This is a genomic window from Agromyces cavernae (assembly GCF_021044935.1).
GTDB classification, from domain to species: domain Bacteria; phylum Actinomycetota; class Actinomycetes; order Actinomycetales; family Microbacteriaceae; genus Agromyces; species Agromyces cavernae.
Genome location: NZ_JAJNMP010000001.1, coordinates 95,949 through 120,360 on the forward strand (window position 1 = coordinate 95,949; position 24,412 = coordinate 120,360).

Genomic DNA, 24,412 nt, shown 5'->3' on the forward strand with positions numbered 1-24,412 from the left:
GACTACATGAGCACCCATCGGTTCAGCCTCTCGCATGCCGAGGTCAACACCGCGCGCATGCTCGACAAGATGATCGATGCCGCTCCCGGCTACGAACTCATCGAGATCGAGGGCGACGCGGCGTTCCTCTCGCGCAAGGCCGATTCCCGCGGCGACGACGCGATCGTCACCGAGATCCTCCAAGCCGCCGTCGCCATGCATCGGGCGTTCCACCTCGAGCGCCAGAACGTCGCGACGAACCTCTGTCCGTGCTCGGGCTGCAAGGAGGCGGGCAATCTCAAGCTGAAGTTCGTGGCGCACGTCGGCGACGTGGCCACCCAGACCATCCACAAGCGGCACAAGCTCGTCGGCATCGACGTCATCCTCGTGCATCGGCTGCTGAAGAATCCGGTGCCGATCCCCGAGTACGTCCTGCTCTCCGAGGAGCTCTACGCGACCGGCGAGGCATCCCTTCCCGGCGACGTGCACGAGATCTCGCCCGAGCTCGAGGGCATCGGCACCGTCCGCGCGTACTTCGTCGACGTCGGCGACCTCGACGGAACGCTCCCGCCGCTTCCCGGACCGTCGTGGCGTGGGCGCCTCGGCAGGACGTTCGCGGCGGCCGGCCTGGGCATGCCGTACCTGCTCGGCCTGCGACGACCCCGCGCCGAGCGCGGTGACCCTGCGGATCGCGCAGTCACCCGCGGTTGAACCAGCCCAGCAGCCGGCGCGGCGGCCCGACCGAGCGCCGCTCGACGAGTTCGCCCGCGAGCAGGACCGGCCCGGTGGCATCCACCGCACGGCCCGCGATGCGTTCGAGCAGCGCGCTCATCCCCCACCGCCCCATCTCGCGGTGCGGCAGCGCCACCGTCGTGAGGCCGGGGTCGAGCCCTGCGGCCACGATCTCGAGGTCGTCGACACCCACGACCGAGCAGTCGCGGGGCACCTCGAGCCCGAGTGCCTCCGCGGCCTGGTAGACGCCCATCGCCATCTGGTCGTTGAAGCAGAGGATCGCCGTCGGGCGGTCACCGGTGGGGTGGTCGAGCAGGCGGCGCCCCATGCGGCGCCCCCCTGCCGCATCGGGACTGGCGCGTTCGACGGGAGCGTGCCTGTCGTAGAGTCCTGCCCACTCGACCGCGGACCGGAATCCCGCATGCCGACCGCGGGTGGCCGGCGTGTCTTCGGAAGAGGTGATGAATGCGAGGCGTCGATGACCCGCTGCGAGCAGGTGAGCGATGGCGGTCGCCGCGATGCCGTGCTCGTCGGGTGCGACCGCCGGAACGTCCCAGCCGGGCGCGGGCACGGCGTCGACGAGCACGACCGGGAGGTCGCCGATGGCGCCGGGGCGCTCGATCTCCCGGTGGGAGCCGCCCGCGATCAGGATCCCGTCGACTCCGCGGTCGGCGAGCGAGCGCACGTGGACGTCTTCGACCTCCGGGTCGCCGCCGCAGTCGACGACGGTGAGGTGCGCGCCGTGCTCGCGCGCCGCCTCCTGCGCCCCTCGGATGATGCGGCCGGCGAACGGCGTCGTCGCGATGCAGTCGATGACGAGGCCGACGACCGTCGTACGGCGCTTCGGCTGCCGCCGCGCGACGCGGTTCCGCGAGTACCCGAGCCGCTCGGCCGCCCGCACGACGCGTTCTCGGGTCTCGGCACGCACGGCGCGCGTTCCGTTCAGGGCGTGCGACACGGTGGATGTCGACACCCCCGCCTCGGCGGCGACATCGGCGAGGGCCGTCCTCCCGATGCGGGTGCCCGGCTCGCGTCGACTCCCCGGTTCATCGCCCATGTGCATGGAGCCTAGGGTGCAGGGGCGAGGTGCGACACGGCAAGTGGGGATTTCAGTGAACGAGCGGATGACGCGGCTCGCCGTTGTGCGCGGGAGGAACGCGATGACCGCGAACCCGAGGATCACGAACGTCACGACGACCGGACCCATGGCGATCGGCAATCGGCGGCAATACAGTGATGGCGAGCGGATGTCGCGACGCTGCGGTCTTCGCGCCGGCGTCGCTTCGCGACTGCGTCGCTTCGCACCGCGATCCGAGGGGAGTCGTCGCATGAGCCGCAGCCCGAACAAGCTGATCCCCGAGGACTTCACGGCCATCCCGTCGCTCGAACGGTCGCGCGAGGTCACGGTCGCCGTCGTCGCCGAGCTCGACGAGTCGCGCCTCGACGCCGTCGGCGTCATCGTCACGACCGACGGCGACCTGCCCGATGGCCTCGACCTCGACCGCGCGGCGCTCGAGCGCGCGGGCTTCGACGCCGAGCCCGGTTCGACACTCGTGCTCCCCTCCGGCTCGGGCCCGCTGCTCGTGGTCGTCGGTGCCGGCCCCGCGGGCGAGTTGACGACCTCGGGCCTGCGAAACGCCGCCGCCGCCTTCACTCGCGCCACCGCCAGGTTCGCCCGCATCGGCCTGCGCGTGCCCGTGACGGGCGACGCCGACGCGGCCGCAGCCGCAGCCGGGCAGGCGCTCACCGAGGGGGTCCTGCTCGCCCGGTATCGGTTCGATGCGCTCAAGGCCGAGCCGAAGGACGTTCCGCTCACCCGGGTCGAGCTGCGCATCGACGACGCCGAGCGCGGGCGAGCGTCGGCCGGTGCCGCGACCGGTGCGGTCACCGCTCGCGCAGCGAACATCGCGCGCGACCTCGCGAACTCGCCGCCCGGCCACCTCACCGCGACCGAGATGGCCGAGGTCGCGGTCGAGCTCGGCCGGCGGTTCGGGTTCGGCGTCGAGGTGTTCGACAGGCAGCAGCTCATCGACCTCGGCTGCGGCGGCCTGCTCGGCGTCAACTCGGGCAGCGCCGAAGAGCCGCGCATGATCAAGCTGCGGTACACGCCCCCCGGCGACTCCACCGGGCATCTCGGGCTGGTCGGCAAGGGCATCATGTACGACTCGGGCGGAATCAGCCTGAAGCCCTCCGACCCGATGCATCTGCTCATGAAGATGGACATGGGCGGCGCGGCCTCGGTGCTCGCGACGTTCACCGCGTTGCGGGCGCTGCACTCGACGGCGACGGTGAGCGGCTGGCTGATGTGCACCGACAACATGCCGTCGGGCTCGGCCTACAAGCTCGGCGACGTGCTCACCGCACGCGGCGGAACGACGGTCGAGGTGAAGAACACCGACGCCGAAGGGCGCCTCGTGATGATGGACGCCATCGTGCTCGCCAACGAAGACGGCGTCGACGCGATCGTCGACATCGCGACCCTCACGGGCGCGGCCCTCATGGCGCTCGGGCCCGCCATGGCGGCGCTGTTCGGCAACGACGACACCCTGACGCGCCTCGTCGAGCAGGCGGCCGCGGCGACCGACGAGAAGGTCTGGCGCCTGCCGCTCGAGCGCACGTACCGCAAGCAGCTCGATTCGGATGTCGCGGACATCGCGAACCTCGGCGGCCCCTACGCCGGGGCGACGACCGCGGCGCTGTTCCTCGACCACTTCGTGGGTGAGACGCCGTGGGCGCATCTCGACATCGCGGGGACGATGCAGTCCGACGCCGACGACTCGTGGCGGTCGAAGGGCGCCACCGGCTTCGGCGCGCGCATCCTCATCGAGGTCGCCCGGGAGTTCCGCCCGACGAAGTGACGACGGGCGCCCGTGGGCGCACACCGAGAGTGCACAGGTCGCCCGAACGAGGCCGACGAGTGCACTCTCGGGGGCGGGGTGGGAACGGCACTCTCGAGGAAGGGGTCCGGCGTGGGAACGGCACAGGACCCGCCGAGAGTGCACACGTCGCCCGAACGAGGCCGACGAGTGCGGTTTCGGGGAAGAGGGGCGGGGTGGGAACGGCACAGGAACGCCGAGAGTGCACACGTCGCCCGAACGAGGCCGACGAGTGCACTCTCGAGCAAGGGGTCCGGCGTGGGAACGACACAGGACACGCCGAGAGTGCACACGTCGCCCGAATGAGGGCGACGATTGCACTCTCGAGGGAGAGGTGGGGGGCTTGGTGCGGTCTGCGGACCCGAGGCGGCTCAGCGCAAAGCGCCGGCGCGGTACGCCGCCTCGGCACGGGTGGCCGCGCCGAGCTTGCGCAGGATCGCCGAGACGTGCACGCTCGCCGTCTTGGCACTGATGAAGAGTCGCTCGCCGATCTGGCGGTTGCTGAGCCCCTCGGCGATCAGCTCGAGCACCTGCCGCTCACGTGCAGTGAGCTCGGCTGCCGCGAGCGCGTCGGCGTCGGATGTCGCGGCGCCGGCGATGCCCGCGGCCTCGGCGCCGCGCGGGCGGGCGGCCCCCTCGAGGGCGATGGCGGCGGTACCCGCGACGCGCTCGATGCGCTCGCGCACGGCGCCGACGCCGCCCGCCTCGGCGAGGTCGAACGCCTGCTGCAGCGTGGCCCGGGCCGCGGCGCGGTCGGCGTCGGCGAGCTCGGCCTCGCCCTGTCGGAGCAGGGCGTAGGGCGCGAGGAAGCCCGGCGCCTCGGGAGCGGCAGCAGCCTCGACGGCCCGGCGCCACACCGATGCGTCGGTGCCGGGCACGTCGGCACCGCTGCCGTGGTCGACCGTCGCGAGTTCGGCCTCGAAGAGGGCGGCCCAGAGCGCGTGCGTCGGCCACGACGACAGCCGTTCGAGCAGCTCTCGGAAGGCCGGCTCGGCGGCATCGACCTCGTCGGCGACGGCGGGTGAGACCGCGCCGGGACGCGCTCGCACCGCGGCGATCACCCGCGCGGCGACCCAGACGAACGGCAACGCGTACCCGGGCAGCGGAAGGTACTGCTCGTGCAGCAGCACCTTCGCCTCGCGCCACGCCGCGCCGAGGTCGTCGTTGGCGAGCGCCACCTCTGCGGCCACGCGGCCGACGGAGAGGCGGGTCTGCATCTCGACCTCCATGACCGACGCCATCGCGGGCTTGGCTCGACGCAGCATGTCGGTCGCCCCGGTGACGTCGCCGCGCCAGAGCGCCGCCCAGATGCGGGCCCGCTGCAGGTAGGCGGTGAACGGGACCGGCGGGTCGAGGGCGAGGGCGCGGTCGATGAGCTCGTCGGCCCTCTGCCACTCGCCGAGCGCGAAGAGCGGGTCGACCGCGTTCGACGCGAGGATGACGCCCGTACTGCGCTCGACCCCCTGGGCACGGGCGCGCGCGAGACCGTCTTCGGCGAGACGCACGGCCTCGGGATACCGGCCGATGAGGTAGTGCAGGTCGGAGGCGTTGACCCAGTAGCGCAGCATGGCGGCGCCGTCGCCCTCGGCGAGCTCTCGGGCGTGCTCGAGCATGGCGAGCCCCGTCTCGACCTCGCCGCGGTCGGAGCGGCTGATGGCTGCCAGGTTCGTCGCGATCGACGCGTAGCGCGGCGAACCGAGCTCGGTCGCCGCTGCGAGGGCGCGGTCGGCGATCTCGGCGGCATCGTCGAGCCGGCCGTCGATCATGAGCCTGCCCGCGAGTGCGCTGAGCACCGTGGGGCGCAACTCGCTCGGCACGGCGTCGCCGAGCCGGTCGAGCGCTTCGAGCGCCTCTTCGAGCACCTCGATCGAGCCGCCCTTGCCGACATTGCCGAGGTAGAGCGCCTTGTCGCGCAGGAGGCGGGGGTAGTTGGGGTCGTCACGGGGGCATTCGGCGAGCGCGGCACGGATGAGCGCGAGGCTGCGCTCGCCCTCGCCGGCGTTGCGCAGGTGCGACGCGGTGCGCCCCATGAGTTCGAGCTTGCCCATGCCCGCGGCAGCGGCGGCGTCGGGCACGACGTCCCAGAGGCCCAAGGCACGTTCGCCGAGCTGGGCCGCCGTGGCGTAGGCGGCGGCGGCGCGGGCCTCGCGCATGGCCTGCATCGTCGCGGGGAAGGCCCGGGCGGCGTCGTGGGCTCCGAGCCAGTGGAACGAGATCTCGGCGGCGAGACGACGGGTGCCTGCCGCCGCCGCCGCCTCGTAGGCCTCGGCGTAGCGCGCGTGGAATCGCGCCCGTTCGCCGGGGAGCAGGTCGGAGAGGATCGCCTCGCGCACGAGCGCGTGCCGGAATGCGTAGTCGTCGCCGTCGATTGTGATCACGCCGTAGTGCACGCACTGGCGCGCCGCGGCGTCGAGCTCGTCGGCCGAGCCGGTGTAGACCTCGGACAGCAGCGCGTGCGAGACGCGCACACCACCGGTCGAGATGAGCCGCAGCAGCTCTTGCGCCGCATCGGGCAGTCGCTCGTAGCGGGCGAGGAGGAGCTCGCGGAGGGTGTCTGGCACGAAGCCCTCGTCGCGGCATCCGTCGATGCCGACGAGCTCTTCGACGAAGAAGGGCACGCCGTCGCTGCGGCGGAACACGGTGTCGAGCACCCGTTCGCTCGGGGCCTCGTCGACGATCATCGACCGCACGAGCTTTCGCACCTGGGGCCTCGTGAGCCTGGAAAGCTCGCGCCGCTCGACCCAGCGGTCGCGGTCGGCTTCGGCGAGGAACCCGCGCATCGGGTGGCCGCGCGTGACGTCGTCGGTGCGGTAGGTGAGCACGGTGAGCACCCGGCTCGAGCCGAGCGCACGCATGAGGAACCGCAGCAGCGCGAGGCTCGCCGCGTCGACCCAGTGCAGGTCTTCGATGATGAACACGATGGGCCGCTCGCGCGAGAAGGTCTCGAGCAGCACGGCGATGCCCTCGTGCAGCTGGCTGCTTTCGATGCCCTTGCCCGGGGCGCCGATCTCGCCGGTCTCGGCCTCGGCGAGTTCGGGCAGGAGGGCCACGAGCGCCGCGCGCCCCGGCCCGACGGCCTCGAGCACGCGTTCGGCGCCGACCTCTGACACGAGCGTGCGCAGTGCCGTCTTGACGGGCGCGTAGGGCGCCGCGACGCTGCCGAGGTCGACGCACTGGCCGGTGAGCAGCAGCACGTCGGCCGCCAGGCCGCGCGTGAACTCGCGGATGATGCGCGTCTTGCCGATGCCCGCCTCACCGCCGACGATGACGGTGAACGGCGCGCCGGCACGCACCTCGTCGAGGCGCTCGTCGAGGCGAGCGAGGTCTGCGTCTCGACCGATCATCGCCGGTGCTGACGTGGTCACGATCTCATCGTGCCATGTCCCACCGACAGCGGCGCCGGAAGGGACATCCGCGATCGCCGGCAGCGGAATCGTCACGGCGTGACGCTCACGATGTTCGCCGGGATCTGCGGATGTCCCACGCTCGCGGTCACCGCAGCGCGAGTCGTGGCGCGCGACGCACGTGGTGGTGCCGGCGGCTGGCCGTCACGCCACCGTCCGACGCCCCTGCGTCGATCGAGTCGCGCTCTTCGGCGGCGCGCCGGAACGCCATCCGCCGCTCGGCGACCCGCACGTTCGCCTCATGCGTGTGCAGGGCGACGAAGTCTGCTGAGTACTGCACGATGTCCTCCTGGTTGTTCCCCGACCATTGCGATCGGGATGCCTACAGCGTGCTCGCTAAGGCGTCTGAGGCTCATCGGGCGATCGCCCTATTTCTTCACGAGCCCGCGCCGCAGGCGCCTCAGATGCGCGGGCGGGTGGCCGGGTTCACGCCAGCCGGGTGGGCGTGCGGTGGTAGCCGTCGCGGCGGAACTGCACGAACGCGGCGACGATCGCCGACGCCGAGATCAGTCCGATCACGAGCATGGTTGCGAACATGACGCACCTCCTTCCATCACGAGATCCTGCGCGGCCCGCGGGCGCCCGTCGTCAGGGCGATCACCGAGTCGGGCACTGGCGTTTCCGCCGGGGTCAGCACTGAGGCCACGGGTTCTCCCCAGGCGCGGCCGAGCGGCACGACGCCGGCCCAGACCGAGTGGTCCTCGCCGTCGTCGACGGCCTCGCCGGCACCGGCGGCGCGTACCTTCATCACGACGTCGTCGAGCGCCAGCCGCAGCACGCGCGTCGAGGCCTTCTCCTTGCGGGTCGTCGCGCGCACCTCCGCCGAGCGCCCGGGCATCAGCCGTTCGGTGAGCGCGAGCAGGGCGGCATCGGTCTCGCCTTCGGCGACCGGTTCGAGCACGCCGTACACCACGGCGCTGCGGTAGTTCATCGAGCTGTCGTAGAGCGAGCGGGCGAACACGAGGCCGTCGAGCGCGGTCACGGCGAAGGCCACGGTCGCCTGCTCGGCGGCCGCGCGCAGGGCGAAGCCGCCGCCTGTCGAGCCGTGCACGAGCAGGTGCTCGCCGTCGCGGGCGAACCCCATCGGCACCACGAGCGGCGTGCCGTCGGCGACCACGGCGAGGTGGCCGACGAGTTCGGTGTCGAGCAGCTCGAAGAGCGCGGGGCGATCGGTGGTCTGACGCTCGGCGAGGCGGCGGATGCGGCGTGGGGCGGTGGTTTCGAGAGTGGTCACGAAACGAGTGTCCCCGTACACTGGTCTTGCGAACAGTCCAGTTCGCGCATGAACGACCAGTCCAGTTCAGGATCGGATGTCCCGGCGATCGGATGTCCCGGCGATCGGATGTCCCGACAGGAGGCACATGGACGGCCCATTGCTCGTGATCGACCGCGCCGCCGACATTCCCATCGGCGTGCAGCTCGTCGAGGGCGTGCGCCGGGGCATCCTCGGCGGACTCCTGCGGCCCGGCGATCCCATGCCCTCGACGAGGTCCTTCGCAGCCGAGCTCGGGGTCTCGCGCAGCGCCGTCGTCGCCGCCTATGAACAGCTCGCGGGCGAGGGCTACCTCGAGATGCGCCAGGGCGCACCCACGCGCGTCGCGCACCTCGCGCGCCAGGGCGCCCGGGCCGCACGCAACGGCGTGCGTCACGTGGCGTCCGCCCGCGCATCATCGCCGATCTCCCCGCGCGTCACCCCGAGTCATCACGCGATCGCACTCGAGTCGACGATTTCGGGTGACTCGTCGGCCCAGGGGGATGGTGAGGGGACGTCGGCACCCCGCATCGACCTGCGACCCGGGCGCCCCTCGACCGCGCGACTCGACACCCGTGCGTGGCGGGCGGCGTGGCGCCACGCGGCCGCCCTCGAGGTCCCCTCCGACTCGCCGCCCCGCTTCGGCGTGCCGCGACTGCGCGCCGAGATCGCCGACCACCTGAGGCACGCGCGCGGCGTGATCTGCTCGGCCGACGACATCGTCGTGACGGCCGGCACCGGCGAAGCGGTCGGGCTCATCGCCGCGAGCCTGCCGACGCGTGCGGGCGGGCCGCCGACCGTCGCGGTCGAGCACCCGGGGTATCCGTCGGCGCGGCGCATCATCGAGCACCGCAGGGTGCGCACGGTCGCCGTGCCGGTCGACGGCGACGGCATCTCGATCGAGCACCTGCGCCGGATGTCGCAACCCGTCGACGCCGTCATGGTCACGCCGAGCCACCAGTACCCGCTCGGCGGTCGACTGCCGGTCGCCGACCGTCTCGCGCTCATCGACTGGGCACGCGAGGCCGACGCCCTCGTGATCGAAGACGACTACGACAGCGAGTTCCGCCATCTCGGACCACCGCTGCCCGCGCTCGCGTCGCTCGACGACGAGGGCCGGGTGGTGCTCCTGGGCAGCTTCTCGAAGGTGCTGACGCCGGCACTGCGGCTCGGCTACCTCGTGCTGCCGCCGAACCCCGAACTGCGCGCGGCGATCGCCGCGATGCGTGCCGACGAGAACTGCCCCGTCCCGGGCGTCGCCCAAGAGGCCGCGGCCGCGCTGCTCGCGAGCGGCGCCGTGCGGCGGCACATCGCGGTCACGAGTCGCGACTACGCGCACCGGCGCCGACTCGTGCAGGCCGCGCTCGGCGACCTGCCCGCCGCGCGGCTGTCGGGGCTCGACGGCGGGCTGCACGCGGTCATCGAGTTCGACGCGGCCGGGACATCCGATGCCGTGGTCTCTCGCCTCGCCCGCGACGGCGTGGCGGTCGCTCGCCTCGCCGACTACTCGGTCGTACCCGGCGACGAGCGCGAGGGCGTCGTCTTCGGCTACGCCAGCCCGAGCGACTCACTGCTCGCCGAGTCGCTCGCCCTGATGCATGCGGCGATCCTCGACCGTGTCGGCGGCTCGCAATAGGATGTGGCCGACGGCGCGCCGTAGCGCGCCCACTGCGAAGAAGGCTGCTGAGCCATGAACGAAACCGTGACGATCACTCCCTGGAACGCGTGGCCGCTCATCATTCCCGCGGTCATCGCCGTCGCCGGCATCGTGATCTCGAGCCGCGGCACGCGGCACCACCAGAAGGGCGTGCGCGAACTCGGCACGTCGCTCTTCCTGCTCGCCGTGCTCGCGGGTGCGGGCATGTTCGCGATCATGCCCGGCGCATGGGACCAGGGTGAACGGCGCAAGGCGCTCGAATCGATCGGCTACACCTCGCCGACGTTCTCGGCCGAGGTCGTGCAGGCGGCGGGAGAGGCCGGCGTGACCGCGTTCCAGGCCGAGCGCGACGGCAAGCGGGTGCGCGGCGTCATCAAGAGCCTCGGAGGCGACCAGTGGGAGGTCGAGGAGATCGAAGTCGAGCCGTGACGTCGCCGTGACGGTGGCCGTGGTGGCGCGGGCGATAGCAGGTTAGGATAGCCTTTCCTGCCCCGTGATCTGAAAGAGCTCGATGAGATCCCGTCGAATCGTCCTGTCCATCGCGCCCCTGGCCATCGCAGCGCTCGCGCTGACCGGGTGCGCGGGAGCTGCGACTCCCGGTGAAGAGGCCCCCTCCGAAGACGCACTGGTGATCTACAACGCGCAGCACGAGCAGCTGACCGAGGAATGGGTCGCCGCCTTCACCGAAGAGACCGGCATCGAGGTGGTGCTGCGCAACGGCAACGACAGCGAGCTCGGCAACCAGCTCGTCGAAGAGGGTGAGGCCTCGCGCGCAGACGTGTTCCTCACCGAGAACTCCCCCGCCATGTCGCTCGTCGAGAACGCGGGCCTGCTCGCTCCGGTCGACCAGGCGACGCTCGACCTCGTGCCCGAGCAGTACCGGCCGGCGAGCGGGCTGTGGACCGGCATCGCCGCCCGTTCGACCGTGTTCGTGTACAACCCCGAGCTGCTCGACGAGTCCGAGCTGCCGGCGTCGCTCATGGACCTGCAGAACGAGGACTGGAAGGGTCGCTGGGGTGCCGCGCCCGGCGGCGCCGACTTCCAGGCGATCGTCTCGGCGGTGCTCGAACTCGAGGGCGCCGAGGCGACCTCGGCGTGGCTCGACGGCATGAAGCAGAACGCCACCGTCTACCAGAACAACATCGCGACGATGAAGGCCGTCAACGCCGGCGAGGTGCCCGGCGGTGTGATCTACCACTATTACTGGTACCGCGACCAGGACGGCACGCAGGAGAACAGCGCGAACACCGAGTTGCACTACTTCGGCAACCAGGACCCGGGCGCGTTCGTGAGCGTCTCGGGCGGCGGTGTGCTGAAGTCGAGCGCTCATCAGGACGAGGCGCAGCAGTTCCTCGCGTTCCTCGCGGGCGAGGCCGGCCAGCAGATCCTCGGCGAGGGCTACAGCTTCGAGTACCCGGTCGCCAGCGACGTTCCGGCGAGGCCGCCCCTGCCCGCGCTCGATACCCTCGACGCCCCCGCAATCGACCCGTCGACCCTCAACGGACCCGAGGTCATCGACCTCATGACGGAGGCGGGGCTGCTCTGACCGTCACGGCGATCACCGCCCCGACCCGCGACGCGGGCCGGGCGGGCGCCGGTACCCCCCGGCCGCCCGCATCGCTCATCGCGATCGTGGTGGTGCTCGCCGTCGGCATGCTCATCCCGGTCGGCTACGTCGTGGCGACCGTGCTCGAGATCGGCTGGGACGCCCTGGCGCCGCTCATCTTCCGGCCCCGAGTCGGCGAGCTGCTCGCGAACACGGTGCTGCTGCTCGTGCTCGGCGTGCCCGCCACGATCGTGCTCGGCGTCGGCGGCGCCTGGCTCGTCGAACGCACCGACCTGCCGGGCCGGCGCTTCTTCGCCGTGCTGCTGGTCGCCCCGCTCGCGATCCCCGCGTTCGTCAGCAGTTACGGCTGGGCCAGCGCGATCCCGTCCATCCAAGGCCTCTGGGGCGGACTGCTCGTGGCGACCCTCGCGTACTACCCGCTCGTCTACCTGCCCGCCCTGGCGACGATGCGCGGCCTCGACCCCGCTCTCGAGGAGTCGGCCCGGTCGCTCGGCCTCGGATCGTGGGCGGTGTTCGGCCGGGTGATCCTGCCCCAGCTCCGCCTCGCCATCCTCGGCGGCGGCCTCATCGTCGCGCTGCACCTGCTCGCCGAGTACGGCGCATTCGCCTTCATCAGGTTCGACACGTTCACGACCGCGATCGTCGTCGCCTACCAGTCGACCTTCGCGGGCTCGTCGGCCGCCGCACTCGGCGTCGTGCTCGCCACGCTCTGCCTCGTGCTGCTCGTCATCGAGGCGGGCGCACGCGGGCGCAGCCGCTACGCCCGCGTCGGCAGCGGCAGCCCGCAGCCGGCCGAGCGAACGAGGCTCGGGCGCGCGACGCCGCTCGCGCTCACGGCGCTGGTGGCGCTCGGCACCGCCGCCACGGTCGTGCCCCTCGCCAGCGTCGTGCGGTGGCTCGCGGCATCCGATGCGAGTGCGTTCGGCGAGATGCCCGGCGCCCTCGTGCAGACCATGCTGCTCGCCGGCGGCGGCGCGATCGGCGCCATCCTCGTTGCGCTGCCGGTGGCGTGGCTGACGGCCCGGTATCCGGGGCGCCTGAGCAAGGCGCTCGAGGGCCCCTACTATGTCGCGAGCAGCCTGCCGGCCATCATCGTCGCCCTCGCGCTCGTCACGGTCACGCTGCGCCTCGTGCCGGGGCTCTACCAGACGCCCGCGACCGTGATCGCGGCCTACGTCATCGTGTTCCTGCCGCGGGCGCTCGTGTCGTTGCGCGCTGGTATCGCGCAGGTGCCCGAGTCGCTCGAAGAGGCCGCGCGCTCGCTCGGCTCGCACCCCATCGTCGCGCGCGTCCGTGTGACGGTGCCGCTGCTCGTGCCCGCGATCGCGGCCGGTGGCGCCCTCGTCGCGCTCGGTGCGGCGAACGAGCTCACCGCGACGCTGCTGCTCGCTCCGACCGGCACGCGCACGCTCGCCACGCAGTTCTGGTCGGCCGCCTCGTCGATCGACTACGCGGGCGCCGCGCCGTATGCGCTGCTGCTGATCCTGCTCTCGGTCCCCGCCGTGGCCCTCATGTTCACCCAGATCCGAGGACGTGCAAGATGAACCTCACCGTACTCGGCGTCTCGAAGGCCTTCGGCGCCACCCGAGTGCTCGACGACATCTCGCTCGACGTCGCGCAGGGCTCGCGCACCGCGATCGTCGGCGCATCGGGCAGCGGCAAGAGCACCCTGCTGCGCCTCATCGCGGGCTTCGCCGAACCCGACACGGGGCACATCGCCCTCGGCGACCGGCCGCTCGCCGCTCCGGGCACGTCGGTGCCGGCGCACCGGCGCGGCATCGGCTACGTCGCACAGGACGGCGCCCTCTTCCCGCACCTCACCGTCGCCGGCAACATCGCGTTCGGCCTGCCGCGCGCCGGCCGCGCGGCCAGGGTCCGCGAGGTCATGGAGCTCACGGCGCTCGACCCGGCGCTCGCGGGACGCTACCCGCACCAGATCTCGGGCGGGCAGCAGCAGCGCGTCGCGCTCGCCCGCGCGCTCGCCCCGCGCCCCGGCATCATCCTGCTCGACGAGCCGTTCAGCGCCCTCGACACCGGCCTGCGCGAGCAGACCCGCCGTGCCGTCATCGACGCGCTCGAGCGCACGCGCACGACCGCCGTGCTCGTCACGCACGACCAAGACGAAGCGCTCTCGTTCGGCCACGGCATCGGCGTCATGGTCGACGGACGCCTCGCACAGGCCGGCTCGCCGTCGGCGGTGTTCGACGACCCAGAGACGCCCGAGATCGCGTCGTTCCTCGGCCCGGCCGTGCTGCTTCCCGCCAGGCGTGGCGACGGCTGTGCCGAGTGCGCGCTCGGCACGATCCCCGTGCGGCACGACCGCAGCAACGGATCGAGGGCGGCGGTCGCCATGGTGCGCCCCGCGCAGATCGACCTGGTGACGGATGCCCCGGGGCTGAACGCCGTCGTCCACGAGGTGCGTCCCATGGGATCGCTCGCCGAGGTGTCGCTGCTCGCGGGCTCGGTCGACGGCGGCGCGGCCGGTGGGGCCGCCGGCTCTGCCCATCCCGCGGTGATCACGCTCCGGGTGCCGCCGCACCAGCTCGGCGACCTGCGGCCGGGCTCACGAGTCGCGATCCGCGTCGACGGCGGCGCGGTGCTCTACCCGTCCGACGAGGCCGACGCCGTCGACGAGGTCACCGGCGACATCACCGGCGACGAGTCGCAGCCCGCCGTCGCCTGAGCCACGCGCCGCCGCGGGCGACCACGAGGGTGTAGCCCTTCCACACCACGACGCCGACGACGAGCGACAACACGGTCGCGAGCGCGGGGAAGTCGTTCTCGAGCGGCGGATACACCTGCCAGTGCGTCAGGTAGATGAACATCGAGGCGCTCGCGAGCGCGCCGATGACCGGCACGAGCAGGCGTGTCACGGGAATGCGCGGCACCCACACGAGCAGCAGCACGCCGACGACGACGATCGCCTCGCGCGCCGGGTCGCCGAAGAAGCCCGGCACGCTGACGAGTGCGAGCGCCGACACGAGGATGCGCTGCATGCGGGTCGACGCCCGCGCGACGACCCAGCCGAGTGCGATGCACCACACGACGGTCTCGATCGCGTACCGCTCGGTTCCCTCGGCCCGAACGCCGCCGAGCAGCAGCACGCGCGCGGCCATCGCGAGTGCGAGCACGCCGAGCGCGAAGGCGAACGGATGTCGCCGCTCGAGCCGGTCGACCTGCGGCACCGCGAACACCGCGGCGAGCGCGATCATCGACCACACGATCGCCTCGAGGAACCAGAACTGCCACTGGTCGCTCCAGGGCGCCCCGCCGGCGAAGTTGTTCACGAACAGGGCGGTCGTCGCCGCATATCCCCCGGTGATGAGCCCGACCGCACCGATCCACAGCGCGGCGGGCGCGACGACCTGTGCACCGCTCTTCAGCAGTCCGGCCACGCGGCCGCGGCCGGGCACGTCGGCGAGCTGGAACCGGGCGAGGTTGTAGCCCGCGACCGCCAGCAGCAGGTGCGCACCGCCCGGCACGGTGAACAGGTTGGCGTGCGTGCCGACGACGAGCACGATGGCGATCGAGCGAAGCACCGCGGGGGTCTCGAGCCGCGGCATCCGTCGCCGCGGTCGACTGCCGCGAGCGGTGGCGCGCGCAGATGCCGACGCGATGTGAGCGCCGCCGGCCTGCGCGCCTGGCGCATCGATCGACGCCGCTGGTGCCGCCGGTGCGGCGGCGAGCCCCGCGAGATCGCTCACCGTCATCGTCGGCCAGGCACGCGGCAGCGCACCGAGCAGCTGCTCGAGCCGCAGCGACACCTCGACGTAGCTGAGCGAGTCGCCGCCGAGTCCGGCGAACGAGTCGTCGCGTGACGCATCGGGTCGCCCGAGCAGTTCGGCGAAGAGCGAGCGGATCGTCTCGGGCGTCGTGTCGGCGGCGGTAGCGCCGGCGGCATCGACGGCGCCGGTTGCGGATGCCGCGTGCGCGAGCAGTTCGGCGTGACGCACGAGTGCGGCGTTGTCGGGCTTGCCGTTCGACGTGCGCGGGAACTCCGCGATGGCGTGCACGCGGATCGCGTGCAGCGGGAGGCCGAACAGCGAACCCGCCCGCGCATGCACGCGATGGAGGAACCGGTCGGCGAGCACGAACAGCAGCAGCTGCTCATCGGCGCTCACCGCACGCACGGCGAGGCCCTCGTCGGCGAACAGCCGCTCGACCCGGTCGAGGTCGATGCGCAGCCCGAAGATCTTCGCGAAGCGGTTGTTGCGCCCGACGACCTCGTACATGCCGTCGTCGCGTCGGCGGGCGAGGTCGCCCGTCCGCAGCTCGGTGATCGTGCGGCCCATCGCGAAGTCGGCGGGCTCCTCGGCGTAGCCCATCATGACGTTGGGGCCCTGGTAGACGAGTTCGCCGACGGCCCCGTCGGCGGGCGGAGCCGCGGGCTGCGCACCGGGCGCGGCATCCGTCGTCGTGCCGCCGGGCACGTCGATACGGAACCGGCCGCCGGGGATCGGGATGCCGATCGAGCCCGCCGCGCTCTCGGCGAGCCGCGGCGGCAGGTACGCCATGCGGGCGGTCGCCTCGGTCTGGCCGTACATGACGACGAAGTCGAACCCGCGATCGCGTCCGAGCCGGGCGAAGCGTCGCGTGCGCTCGGGGTCGAGACGCCCGCCCGCCTGGGTGATGTAGCGCAGCGTCGGCAGGTCGCGCTCAGCGAAGCCCGCCGCATCGAGCATCTCGAAGGTGTACGGCACACCGGCGAACGACGTCGCCCCGGCGTCGGCGAACTCGTTCCAGAACCCGTCGTCGACCACAGACCGCTCGGTGAGGCGCAGCGAAGCGCCCGCGACGAGGTGGCTGTTCACGACCGAGAGCCCGTAGCAGTAGTGCAGCGGCAGGGTCGTGATCGCCCGGTCGGCGGTGCCGAGGTTCAGGTAGTCGCCGATGGCGACGGCGTTGCTCAGCAGGTTCTCGTGCGAGAGTCGCACGAGCTTGGGCGAGCCGGTCGATCCCGACGTGCTCGCGAGCATGGCGAGGTCGGGATGCAGGGCGTGCCGAGTGCCGAAGCGGCGCTCGTCGAGCCGCCACGCCCCGGCGTCGGCTTCGCCGTCGGCAGACGCGATGACGTCAGGATCGAAGCGCTGCACGAGCGCTTCGCGGTGCGCCGACCGCTGCGGATCGCCGTCGACGAAGAGCACGGGATGTCCCGCCTCGAGCGCCGCGAGGTACGTGACGACCGGTTCGAGCGCGTTGGCGCCCTCGATCATCACGAGCCGGCGGGTCGCGCCCAACTCATGGCGTCGCGCGTCGATGCGATCGCGCAGCGCGGCGAAGGTGAGCTCGCCGTCGTCGGTCAGGAGCGCGGCATCGTGAACGCGGCCGCGCGCGAGCGCCAGCCCGGCGAGCTCGGATCGAATGGGCACGAAGATGCTCCTGCGAGGTCGAAGGTGAGGACAAGTTAGCTTAGCCTCACCAAAGCTCTGCGCCGAATCGTCACGTCACATCGTCCTGCACCCATCCCCACACCGGCGAGTAGCGTGGACTCGTGCTCACTCCGCCGAAGACTGCCAAGCGACCGATCGAACGCGTGCACCATGGCGACGTCTACGTCGACGATTACGAGTGGCTGCGCGCGAAGGACGATCCCGAGGTCGTCGCGCATCTGCACGAGGAGAACGCGTACACGAACGCGAAGACCGAGCACCTCGCGATCCTGCAGGAGCAGCTCTTCGACGAGATCAAGGCGCGCACGAAGGAGACCGACCTCAGCGTGCCGACCCGCGAGGGCGACTGGTGGTATTACACGCGCACCGTCGAGGGGCGGCAGTACGGCATCCACTGCCGCGTTCCGGTCGCCTCTCCCGACGACTGGGAACCCCCGGTGACGGATGACTCGGGGGCACCGCTACCCGGCGAGCAGGTGCTCCTCGACGACAACGCCGAAGCCGCCGGTCACGAGTTCTATGCGCTCGGCAGCTTCGACGTCACCGCCGACGGGTCGACCATGCTCTACGGCGTCGACGTCGAGGGCGACGAGCGCTACACCGTCCGACTGAGGGCCGTCGACGGCACCGACCGCGCCTACACCGACGTCATCGAGGGCACCGCGGCGGGCGCGGTCTTCGACGCGAGCGGCCGCTACCTCTTCTACGCGACCGTCGACGAGTCGTGGCGTCCCGACACGATCTGGCGCCACGAGGTCGGCACCGAGGCATCCGACGACGTCTCGGTCTTCCACGAACCCGACGAGCGCTTCTGGCTCGGCGTCGGCCTCACCCGCAGCCGCCGGTTCCTCATGATCGAGGCCGGGTCGAACGTCACGAGCGAGTCGTGGCTGCTCGACGCCGCCGACCCCACCGGCGAGTTCGCGGTCGTGTGGCCTCGCAAAGACGGTGTCGAGTACGACGTCGAGCACGTCGTCGCCGGCGGGCGCGACCGACTGCTCATCGTGCACAACGACGACGCCGTGAATTTCGAGTTGGTCAGCGTTGCGGCATCCGACCCGCAAGGACCACGACGGATGCTGCTGCCGCACGATCCCGCGGTGCGGATCGAGGGTGTCGACGCGTTCCGCGACTTCGTCTCGGTCGAGTATCGGCGCGAGGGACTGCCGCGCGTGGCGATCGCGAAGGTGCCGCCGCAGGGGCTGCCCGCCGATGCCACGCCCGACGACACCCTGCACGAGCTCGAGTTCGACGAGGCGCTCTTCTCGGTCGGCGTCGGCGGCAACCCCTCGTGGGAGCAGCCGACCCTGCGCATCGGTTACACGAGCTTCGTGACGCCGTCGACCGTGTACGACGTCGTCGTCGCGACGGGCGAGCGCATGCTGCGCAAGCGGCAGCCCGTGCTCGGTGACTACGACGCCACCCGCTACGCGCAGCGCCGCGAATGGGCGACCGCCTCCGACGGCACCCGAGTGCCGATCTCGCTTGTCTACCGACACGACCTCGTCACCCTCGGCGAACCCGCGCCGACCCTCTTGTACGGTTACGGGTCGTACGAGCACTCGATCGACCCCGGCTTCGGCATCCCGCGGCTGTCTCTGCTCGACCGCGGCATGATCTTCGCGGTCGCGCACGTGCGCGGCGGCGGCGAGATGGGCCGGCTCTGGTACGAGCACGGCAAGAAGCTCGAGAAGCGCAACACCTTCACCGACTTCATCGCCGCCGCGAGGCACCTCATCGACGAGGACTTCACCGCGCCCGACCGGCTCGTCGCCCAGGGCGGCAGCGCCGGCGGCCTGCTCATCGGGGCGGTCGCGAACCTTGCGCCGAAGTACTTCTCGGGGTTCCTCGCCGAGGTGCCGTTCGTCGACCCGCTGACCTCGATCCTCGACCCGTCACTGCCGCTCACCGTGATCGAGTGGGACGAGTGGGGCAATCCGCTCGACGACGAAGAGGTCTACTCGTACATGCGGTCGTACTCGCCGCTCGAGAACGTGCACGTCAACCACTACCCGCGCATCCTCGCCGTGACGTCGCTCAACGACACCCGCGTCCTCTACGTCGAGCCCGCGAAGTGGGTCGCGCGGCTGCGCGACGTCGGCGCCGACCCGCTGCTCAAGATCGAGATGGCGGCCGGGCACGGCGGGGTCTCGGGGCGGTACTCGGCGTGGCGCGAGCGGGCGTTCGCGTACGCGTGGGTGATCGATGCGGCGGGAGCGCATCCGTCGGGCGAGTGAGCCGGCTCGCAGCCTATGGTGAGCGCGCTGTCGCGGCATCCGCTGTTCGTTGGTCGTGCGCTACTCAGGAGAAAGGGCCCCATCCTGCTCCTGAGCCGACCATGGGTCCCAATCTCCTGACCTACGAACGGGACCGGGACCGCTGGATGAGCCCACCGGCGGGTAACCCGCCGGGCCGGTGTCACCCGAATACGGGGCGGCGGGCGGGCGAACCGAGGGCCATACTGTGCATCGGATGCGGACGTTGGAGTCCGCTTCGCCCTGGAGGCCGTCATGCGCGCTCGGATCCCCGCCGTTCTCCGCACCTTCCTGATCGCCGTCGGAGTCGGAGTGCTGATCGCCCCGATCGCGGCGACCTCGGCCGCGGCAGACGACGTCGTCATCGTCCCGTCGACGATCCCGTACATCGTCGAGAACCCGACGACGCCGGTGGTCGACTACATCGAGCTCAAGGCCGACGGCTCGATCGACCTCTCGCAGTTCACGGTGATGCAGACCGACCTGAAGCCGCAATGCGTGCTGAGCGAGGGCTCGGGCGGAAATACCCTCTGCCTCGGGCAGCAGTCCGCGATCGATCCGACGCAGGCGCCGCTCAACGTCGGTGGCCTCAGCGAGTTCATGGCATCGACCCGCAAGGACCACTTCTCGGCACTCGGCTGGATCACGAAGGAAGCCGTCGACGCCGTCACCGCGCTCTACGACCTGCCGTACGACGGCCGCGTCTCGGTGTACGCGGCCGACCAGATCCGCGCGTACGTGGTCAGCCGGATCCTCGACATCCTCGACAAGTCGCTCTACGGCGAACCACTCACCGCCGACGAGCAGAAGACCCTCGAGTACATCAACAAGGAGTTCCTCACCAGCGACCAGAAGATCGCCCGTTGGGCGCTCGAGGAGCACGACGCGTATCTGGCCGGTGAGTGCGGGTACACGCCACCGGCCGCCCCGTCGTTCATCACGGAGCCGGTCGGGCTGCCGCAGACCGTGATCGACTGGTGTTCGCGGCGGCACACGGTGCTCGAGAGCGCGTTCGTCTTCGCCCCGCCGATTCCCTCGGCCGAGCACTTCCAGGCATGGGGCCTCTACCGTCATGTGGCAGAACTCGGTCTCGAGCGATTCACCACGCCCGAGATGCAGGAGTCGATGGCCGAGACCTACCGCGCGGTGATCGGGCTCAGCGGGATCGCTGCCGCTGCGGGCGGCGCCGTCCTGGCGGGGGCGGCGATCGGATCGTCGGTGGCCGCCTCGAGCTTCGTCGCGGGCGCGATCGGTTCGGCCGCCGTGACGACGACCTTCGGTGCGAGCCTCTCATCCATGGCTGCGGCCGTGACCACCGTGGGCACCATCGCCGCCGCGAGTATCGTCGCGATCGTCGTCATCGGCGTGATCATCACCGCCGTCGCGATCTGGCAGCTCGTCGAGCATGAGGAGGTCGGCGTCAAGCTGCGCGAACGCGTGGCCGATGCGGACAAGGCCGCCGAACCGTTCGGGCTCGATGAGATCCGCGCCGAGTTCGCCGACCTCGACCTGCGCGAAGGCCTGACAGCCGCGAACCTCCCGTCGTATCGGACCGCCGCCTCGGTTGCGCGGATCGTCGAGATCATCACCGCGGCGACGACGAATGTATTCGCGGGCGTGTACCTACCAGACCCGACCACCCTGTGGGCCGACAACGCGACGACCGCCGAGGACTTCCGCTTCCTCATCACCGACTCGGCGGGAACCCGCGTCAGCGACGTGCTCACGATCCCGGTCGACGACGTCGACACCACCGTGCGGTTCAGCAAGGGCTGGATGGTCGTGGATGCCGGCGAGGGTGAGAGGGCAGCGCTCGAGTTCGGCTTCGTCGACCCCGATGGCCGCAAGTCGCTCGCCACGCGCGCGCCCGCCAGTGTGGGCGGATTCACGGTGACAGCGGTACCGACGACCGGCACCGCGACATCCGAATCGCGCACTGAAATCGAGTTCCTCGACCGCAACGGCGAACTCGTGAGCGCACGGCTCGTGCCGCAGTCGACGTCGGAGCTCGGCGGCCCGCTGCCGAGCGCGGTCGGACCGCTCACGCCTGGCCGCACCGTGATCCTGCGCCCCAACCCCGTCGACGTCGACGGCAACTTCGACCTCGAACGGTACGTGACCGGCTACGACTACATCTGGGAGATCCAGCGGTACGACGCGGAGGCGGGCATGTGGGTGGAGGCGGTTCCGCCGGCCACGTCGTACGACACGCGCTTCATTCCGACCGAGATGGGGAGCTATCGGGCAAGCGTGCGCATGCACGACATCGATCCGCTCGACGGCATCGACGATGACGTGTGGGGACTCGTGGAGTTCGACGTGGTTCCGCCGGCCGTCGACGTCCTGAGCCTCGAACTCGCCGACGACGGCAGCGAGCAACTGCAGCTGTCGGCCCAGCTCGGCGCCCAGGTCCCGTCGAACGACTACACGCTGACCGTGCAGTGGCCGGGCACGGTGACGGGTGCACCCGGCCCGACGAGCTCGGTGGACCTGACGTGCCACACGGTCGACCCGCTCAGCTGCTCGACCGTCGACACCGACAACTTCCCCGCGCTGAAGAGCGCGTTGGCGCACAGCCTGCCGCTCGATGCCGACCTCACGCAGGGCGTGCAGGTCACGATCGCCGACCGGTTCGGCGCCGGCTTGACCCGAACCTTCGCGATCGACGATCCGGCACGCCCGACCCTGGCGCCGCCGCGCACCGCGCCCGCCCCCGACCAGCCGGGCATCGTCGTGTTCGACCCCGAACTGTCCGCCGTTCAGGTGCCGGTGCAGGTCGCCGCGAACCCGAATTACGAGCTGGCGCGGATCGTGCCGGGCGGCGACGGGACCGGGCCGATGAGCTTCGGCCTCATCGACCCGGCCGACGGGCTCCCGAAGACGAGCGTCGCGTACGCGAATGACGCAGTCCGCATCACAGCCAACTACGACAGCGCGAACGACGAATGGGTGCTCGACCTCAGGGTGACGGCCGGCCTCGATGACCTCGGCAGCTTCACCGTGCCGGTCGTGGTGCAGCAGGTACCCGGGCCGACACGTACGACGCTGCCGCTCAGCATCGATCTCGTGCCGTCTTCGGGTGAGCGATTCCGCGGCGCGGTCGCGAACGAGATCGATCCGCTCGCCATCGCGGTCGACACAGTCCCCGAACTCGTGCCCTACGTCATGGGCGGGCGCGACGAGTGGGGAGACTACGCCGGTGACCTCTGCGTGAGCGTCGAGTTCACTGATTTCCCGACCCCGCCGGTCGAACGCTGCGGCCCGGTCGCCGACCTCCTGGATGAGAACGGCAAGCTGGAGCCGCTCGCGTTCCCCGAGTTCGATCCCGACGGCCTCGACACCGGTCGATACGAGGTGACCGCGTGGATCCCCGCCGGCGAGCGGTCGGATGAGACCCCGTTCACCGTGTCGTTCCGTCTGCTCAGCGGACCGCCCGTCGTCGACGGGTTCGCGTGGGACAAGAAGAACCGCGTCGTGCGCTTCACCACGACGCCGTTCAGCGCGGCAGCCGCCATCACCGGGTTCGCATGCCGGTTAGATGGCTCGCCGGTGGCGTGTCCCGATGCCGCGACGGGCACGTGGTCGGGCGCGACGCTCGCCGCGGGAGCGCACACCTTTGGACTCTCGGTAACGGATGCCGCGGGCAACTACACGAGCGCCGAGTTCGCCTTCGACGTCGCGAAGGATCCGAAGGTGAAGCCGACGAAGCCGCCGAAACCGCCGAAGCCGTAACGCCCGGCTCCGCGCGCACGCCCGCGTGGCCGCCCGTTCGCAACTGAGGAGAATGGGCCCCATCCTGCCCCTGAGCGGGGAATGGGGCCCATTCTCCTGAGTCCGTGCCACTCGGGAACCGCGGAAGGGCGTCGCGCGACACGGCGGCCGGATGGCCCATGCATACGGATGGGTTCCGCGCTGAGCGAGCACGGTTCCGCATGTCGGTGCCCGCTGACAGACTGTCGAAATGTCGTTGCTCACTGACCTGAGAGAAAGTGTTCCGAGCCGGGCCTTCGGTCCCGGCGACTCCGAGTTCGACGCCGGGCGAACCGTCTTCGCCGGCGTCGGCGAACCTGACGCGGTCGTTCGGCCGCACACCGTCGACGAGGTCGCCGAAGCGGTCGCGAGGGCCGCAGCCGCCGGTCAGGCGATCGCCGTCCGCAGCGGCGGCCACGGCCTCGTGCCTGTCGAAGACGGTCTTGTCGTCGACCTCGCCGAGTTCACCTCGATCGACGTCGGTGACGACGGTCTCGTCACGGTCGGCGGCGGTGCGCACTGGGGCGATATCGCCAACGCACTCGCGCCGCGCGGCCTCGGCATCAGCTCGGGCGACACACGTGACGTCGGCGTGGGCGGGCTCACGCTCGGCGGCGGCATCGGATGGCTCGTGCGTGCGCACGGTCTCGCGGTCGACGCGCTGCGCGAGGTCGAGCTCGTCACCGCCGCTGGCGAGGTGCTCACGGTCAACGCCCGATCGCACCCCGACCTCTTCTGGGCCGTGCGCGGCGGCGGTGGCAACTTCGGCGTCGTCACCCGGTTCACCTTCCAGGCGGTTCCGGCCGACGGTCTGGTCGGCGGCCACATCGCGTTCGACACGAGTGACGTGACCGCGGTGATCCGCGCCTGGCGCGACGTCATGCGCGCCGGGCCCGACGAGCTCAATTCGACGCTCCTGCTCATGCCGCCGTTCGCCCCCGAGATGCCGTCGGGCCCGCAGCTCGCCGTCGCCACGCGCGGTTCGGAAGACGAGCTGCGCAGCCTGCTCGCGCCGCTGTTGTCGTTGCCGTCGGTGACGTCGGTGTCACTCAGCCCGGTCACGCTCGGCGACCTGCTCGAAGACGCTCCTCCCGGCAAGCCGCCGTTCGACTTCGTCGGCGGCAACGGCTTCGTGCCCGAGCTCACCGACGAGGCGATCGACGTCATCGCCGCGCAGTTCGCACGCGAGGTCCCGACCATGGTGCTGCTGCGCGCGCTCGGCGGTGCGTTCTCGCGAATCGCACCCGACGCCACCGCCCTCGCATACCGCGAGGCCGAGGCGTTGCTCATCGTCAACGCCATCGTCGCTCCCGATGCGGCGCCCGAGCAGATCGCCGCGCTGAAGGCGGGCAGCGACGCCGCCCTGGCGTTCACGCGCGGGGCATACGGCGGCTTCTCTCCCGAGCGCAGCGACGACGTCACACGGTCGATCTATCCGCCGGCGACGTTCGACCGCCTGCGTCGGGTGAAGGCGCAGGTCGACCCCGACAACGTCTTCCGGCAGAACCACAACATCCCACCTCGAGACTGAACGGTGCAGGGCTAGACTC

At 71.3% G+C, this 24,412-nt stretch carries 16 protein-coding genes; 10 read left to right on the plus strand and 6 right to left on the minus strand.

The features are described 5' to 3' along the window. Positions 1-6 precede the first annotated feature (6 nt). A complete protein-coding gene (locus LQ757_RS00445; protein ID WP_231045249.1) occupies positions 7-690 on the plus strand; it encodes a DUF2652 domain-containing protein in 684 nt (227 codons plus the stop codon). On the opposite strand, the gene LQ757_RS00450 is transcribed toward LQ757_RS00445, so the two are convergent. Continuing rightward, positions 677-1,768, minus strand: a complete 1,092-nt coding sequence (locus tag LQ757_RS00450) for a LacI family DNA-binding transcriptional regulator (RefSeq protein ID WP_231045250.1) — start codon at positions 1,766-1,768, stop codon at positions 677-679. The two genes, LQ757_RS00445 and LQ757_RS00450, sit on opposite strands and share 14 nt — an antisense overlap. Before the next feature lie 271 nt (positions 1,769-2,039). On the opposite strand from LQ757_RS00450, the gene LQ757_RS00455 reads away from it, so the two are divergent. Next, positions 2,040-3,569: a leucyl aminopeptidase gene (locus tag LQ757_RS00455; RefSeq protein WP_231045251.1), complete on the plus strand. Its 1,530-nt coding sequence runs from the start codon at positions 2,040-2,042 to the stop codon at positions 3,567-3,569. A gap of 389 nt (positions 3,570-3,958) precedes the next feature. Here the strand turns inward: LQ757_RS00455 and LQ757_RS19290 are convergent, their stop codons facing one another. The 4 genes from LQ757_RS19290 to LQ757_RS00475 form a co-directional block, all read right to left on the minus strand. Continuing rightward, entirely contained in the window at positions 3,959-6,952 is a 2,994-nt protein-coding gene (locus LQ757_RS19290) for a helix-turn-helix transcriptional regulator (RefSeq protein ID WP_308195523.1), read from the minus strand. Positions 6,953-7,079: 127 nt separating this feature from the next. Further along, positions 7,080-7,271 (minus strand): hypothetical protein, encoded by a 192-nt coding sequence (locus LQ757_RS00470; protein WP_231045252.1) that lies wholly within the window; start codon positions 7,269-7,271, stop codon positions 7,080-7,082. 146 nt (positions 7,272-7,417) lie between these two features. Next, positions 7,418-7,528: a Rax2 family protein gene (locus LQ757_RS19035; protein WP_255680963.1), complete on the minus strand. Its 111-nt coding sequence runs from the start codon at positions 7,526-7,528 to the stop codon at positions 7,418-7,420. A gap of 16 nt (positions 7,529-7,544) precedes the next feature. After that, positions 7,545-8,225, minus strand: coding sequence for a pyridoxamine 5'-phosphate oxidase family protein (locus LQ757_RS00475; protein ID WP_231045253.1), 681 nt, complete (start codon positions 8,223-8,225; stop codon positions 7,545-7,547). 127 nt (positions 8,226-8,352) lie between these two features. Here LQ757_RS00475 and pdxR point away from each other — a divergent pair, with 127 nt between their 5' ends. The 5 genes from pdxR (at position 8,353) to LQ757_RS00500 (ending at position 14,150) form a co-directional block, all read left to right on the plus strand. After that, complete coding sequence (pdxR, locus tag LQ757_RS00480; RefSeq protein ID WP_231045254.1) at positions 8,353-9,879, plus strand: MocR-like pyridoxine biosynthesis transcription factor PdxR; 1,527 nt, start codon at positions 8,353-8,355, stop codon at positions 9,877-9,879. 54 nt (positions 9,880-9,933) lie between these two features. Then, the gene (locus LQ757_RS00485; RefSeq protein ID WP_231045255.1) at positions 9,934-10,329 is read left to right on the plus strand and encodes a hypothetical protein; all 396 of its coding nucleotides are present in this window, start codon (positions 9,934-9,936) and stop codon (positions 10,327-10,329) included. Between the two features lie 82 nt (positions 10,330-10,411). Next, complete coding sequence (locus tag LQ757_RS00490; protein WP_231045256.1) at positions 10,412-11,446, plus strand: iron ABC transporter substrate-binding protein; 1,035 nt, start codon at positions 10,412-10,414, stop codon at positions 11,444-11,446. 107 nt (positions 11,447-11,553) lie between these two features. Beyond that, a complete protein-coding gene (locus LQ757_RS00495; RefSeq protein ID WP_255681031.1) occupies positions 11,554-13,011 on the plus strand; it encodes an ABC transporter permease in 1,458 nt (485 codons plus the stop codon). Further along, the gene (locus LQ757_RS00500; RefSeq protein ID WP_231045258.1) at positions 13,008-14,150 is read left to right on the plus strand and encodes an ABC transporter ATP-binding protein; all 1,143 of its coding nucleotides are present in this window, start codon (positions 13,008-13,010) and stop codon (positions 14,148-14,150) included. Before LQ757_RS00495 ends, LQ757_RS00500 begins: the two co-directional genes overlap by 4 nt. Here the strand turns inward: LQ757_RS00500 and LQ757_RS00505 are convergent. Further along, on the minus strand, positions 14,116-16,836 hold the full coding sequence (locus tag LQ757_RS00505) for an AMP-binding protein (RefSeq protein WP_231045259.1): 2,721 nt from the start codon (positions 16,834-16,836) through the stop codon (positions 14,116-14,118). The genes LQ757_RS00500 and LQ757_RS00505 overlap by 35 nt on opposite strands. 122 nt (positions 16,837-16,958) lie before the next feature. Between LQ757_RS00505 and LQ757_RS00510 the strand changes: the two genes are divergently transcribed. From LQ757_RS00510 to LQ757_RS00520, 3 genes are all read left to right on the plus strand, one after another. Continuing rightward, positions 16,959-19,094 carry a S9 family peptidase gene (locus tag LQ757_RS00510; RefSeq protein WP_231045260.1) on the plus strand — a complete coding sequence of 712 codons (2,136 nt, stop codon included), beginning with the start codon at positions 16,959-16,961 and terminating at the stop codon, positions 19,092-19,094. Between the two features lie 273 nt (positions 19,095-19,367). Beyond that, positions 19,368-22,844 carry a hypothetical protein gene (locus LQ757_RS00515; protein ID WP_231045261.1) on the plus strand — a complete coding sequence of 1,159 codons (3,477 nt, stop codon included), beginning with the start codon at positions 19,368-19,370 and terminating at the stop codon, positions 22,842-22,844. Positions 22,845-23,073: 229 nt separating this feature from the next. Then, positions 23,074-24,393 (plus strand): FAD-binding oxidoreductase, encoded by a 1,320-nt coding sequence (locus LQ757_RS00520; RefSeq protein WP_231045262.1) that lies wholly within the window; start codon positions 23,074-23,076, stop codon positions 24,391-24,393. Positions 24,394-24,412: the final 19 nt, after the last annotated feature.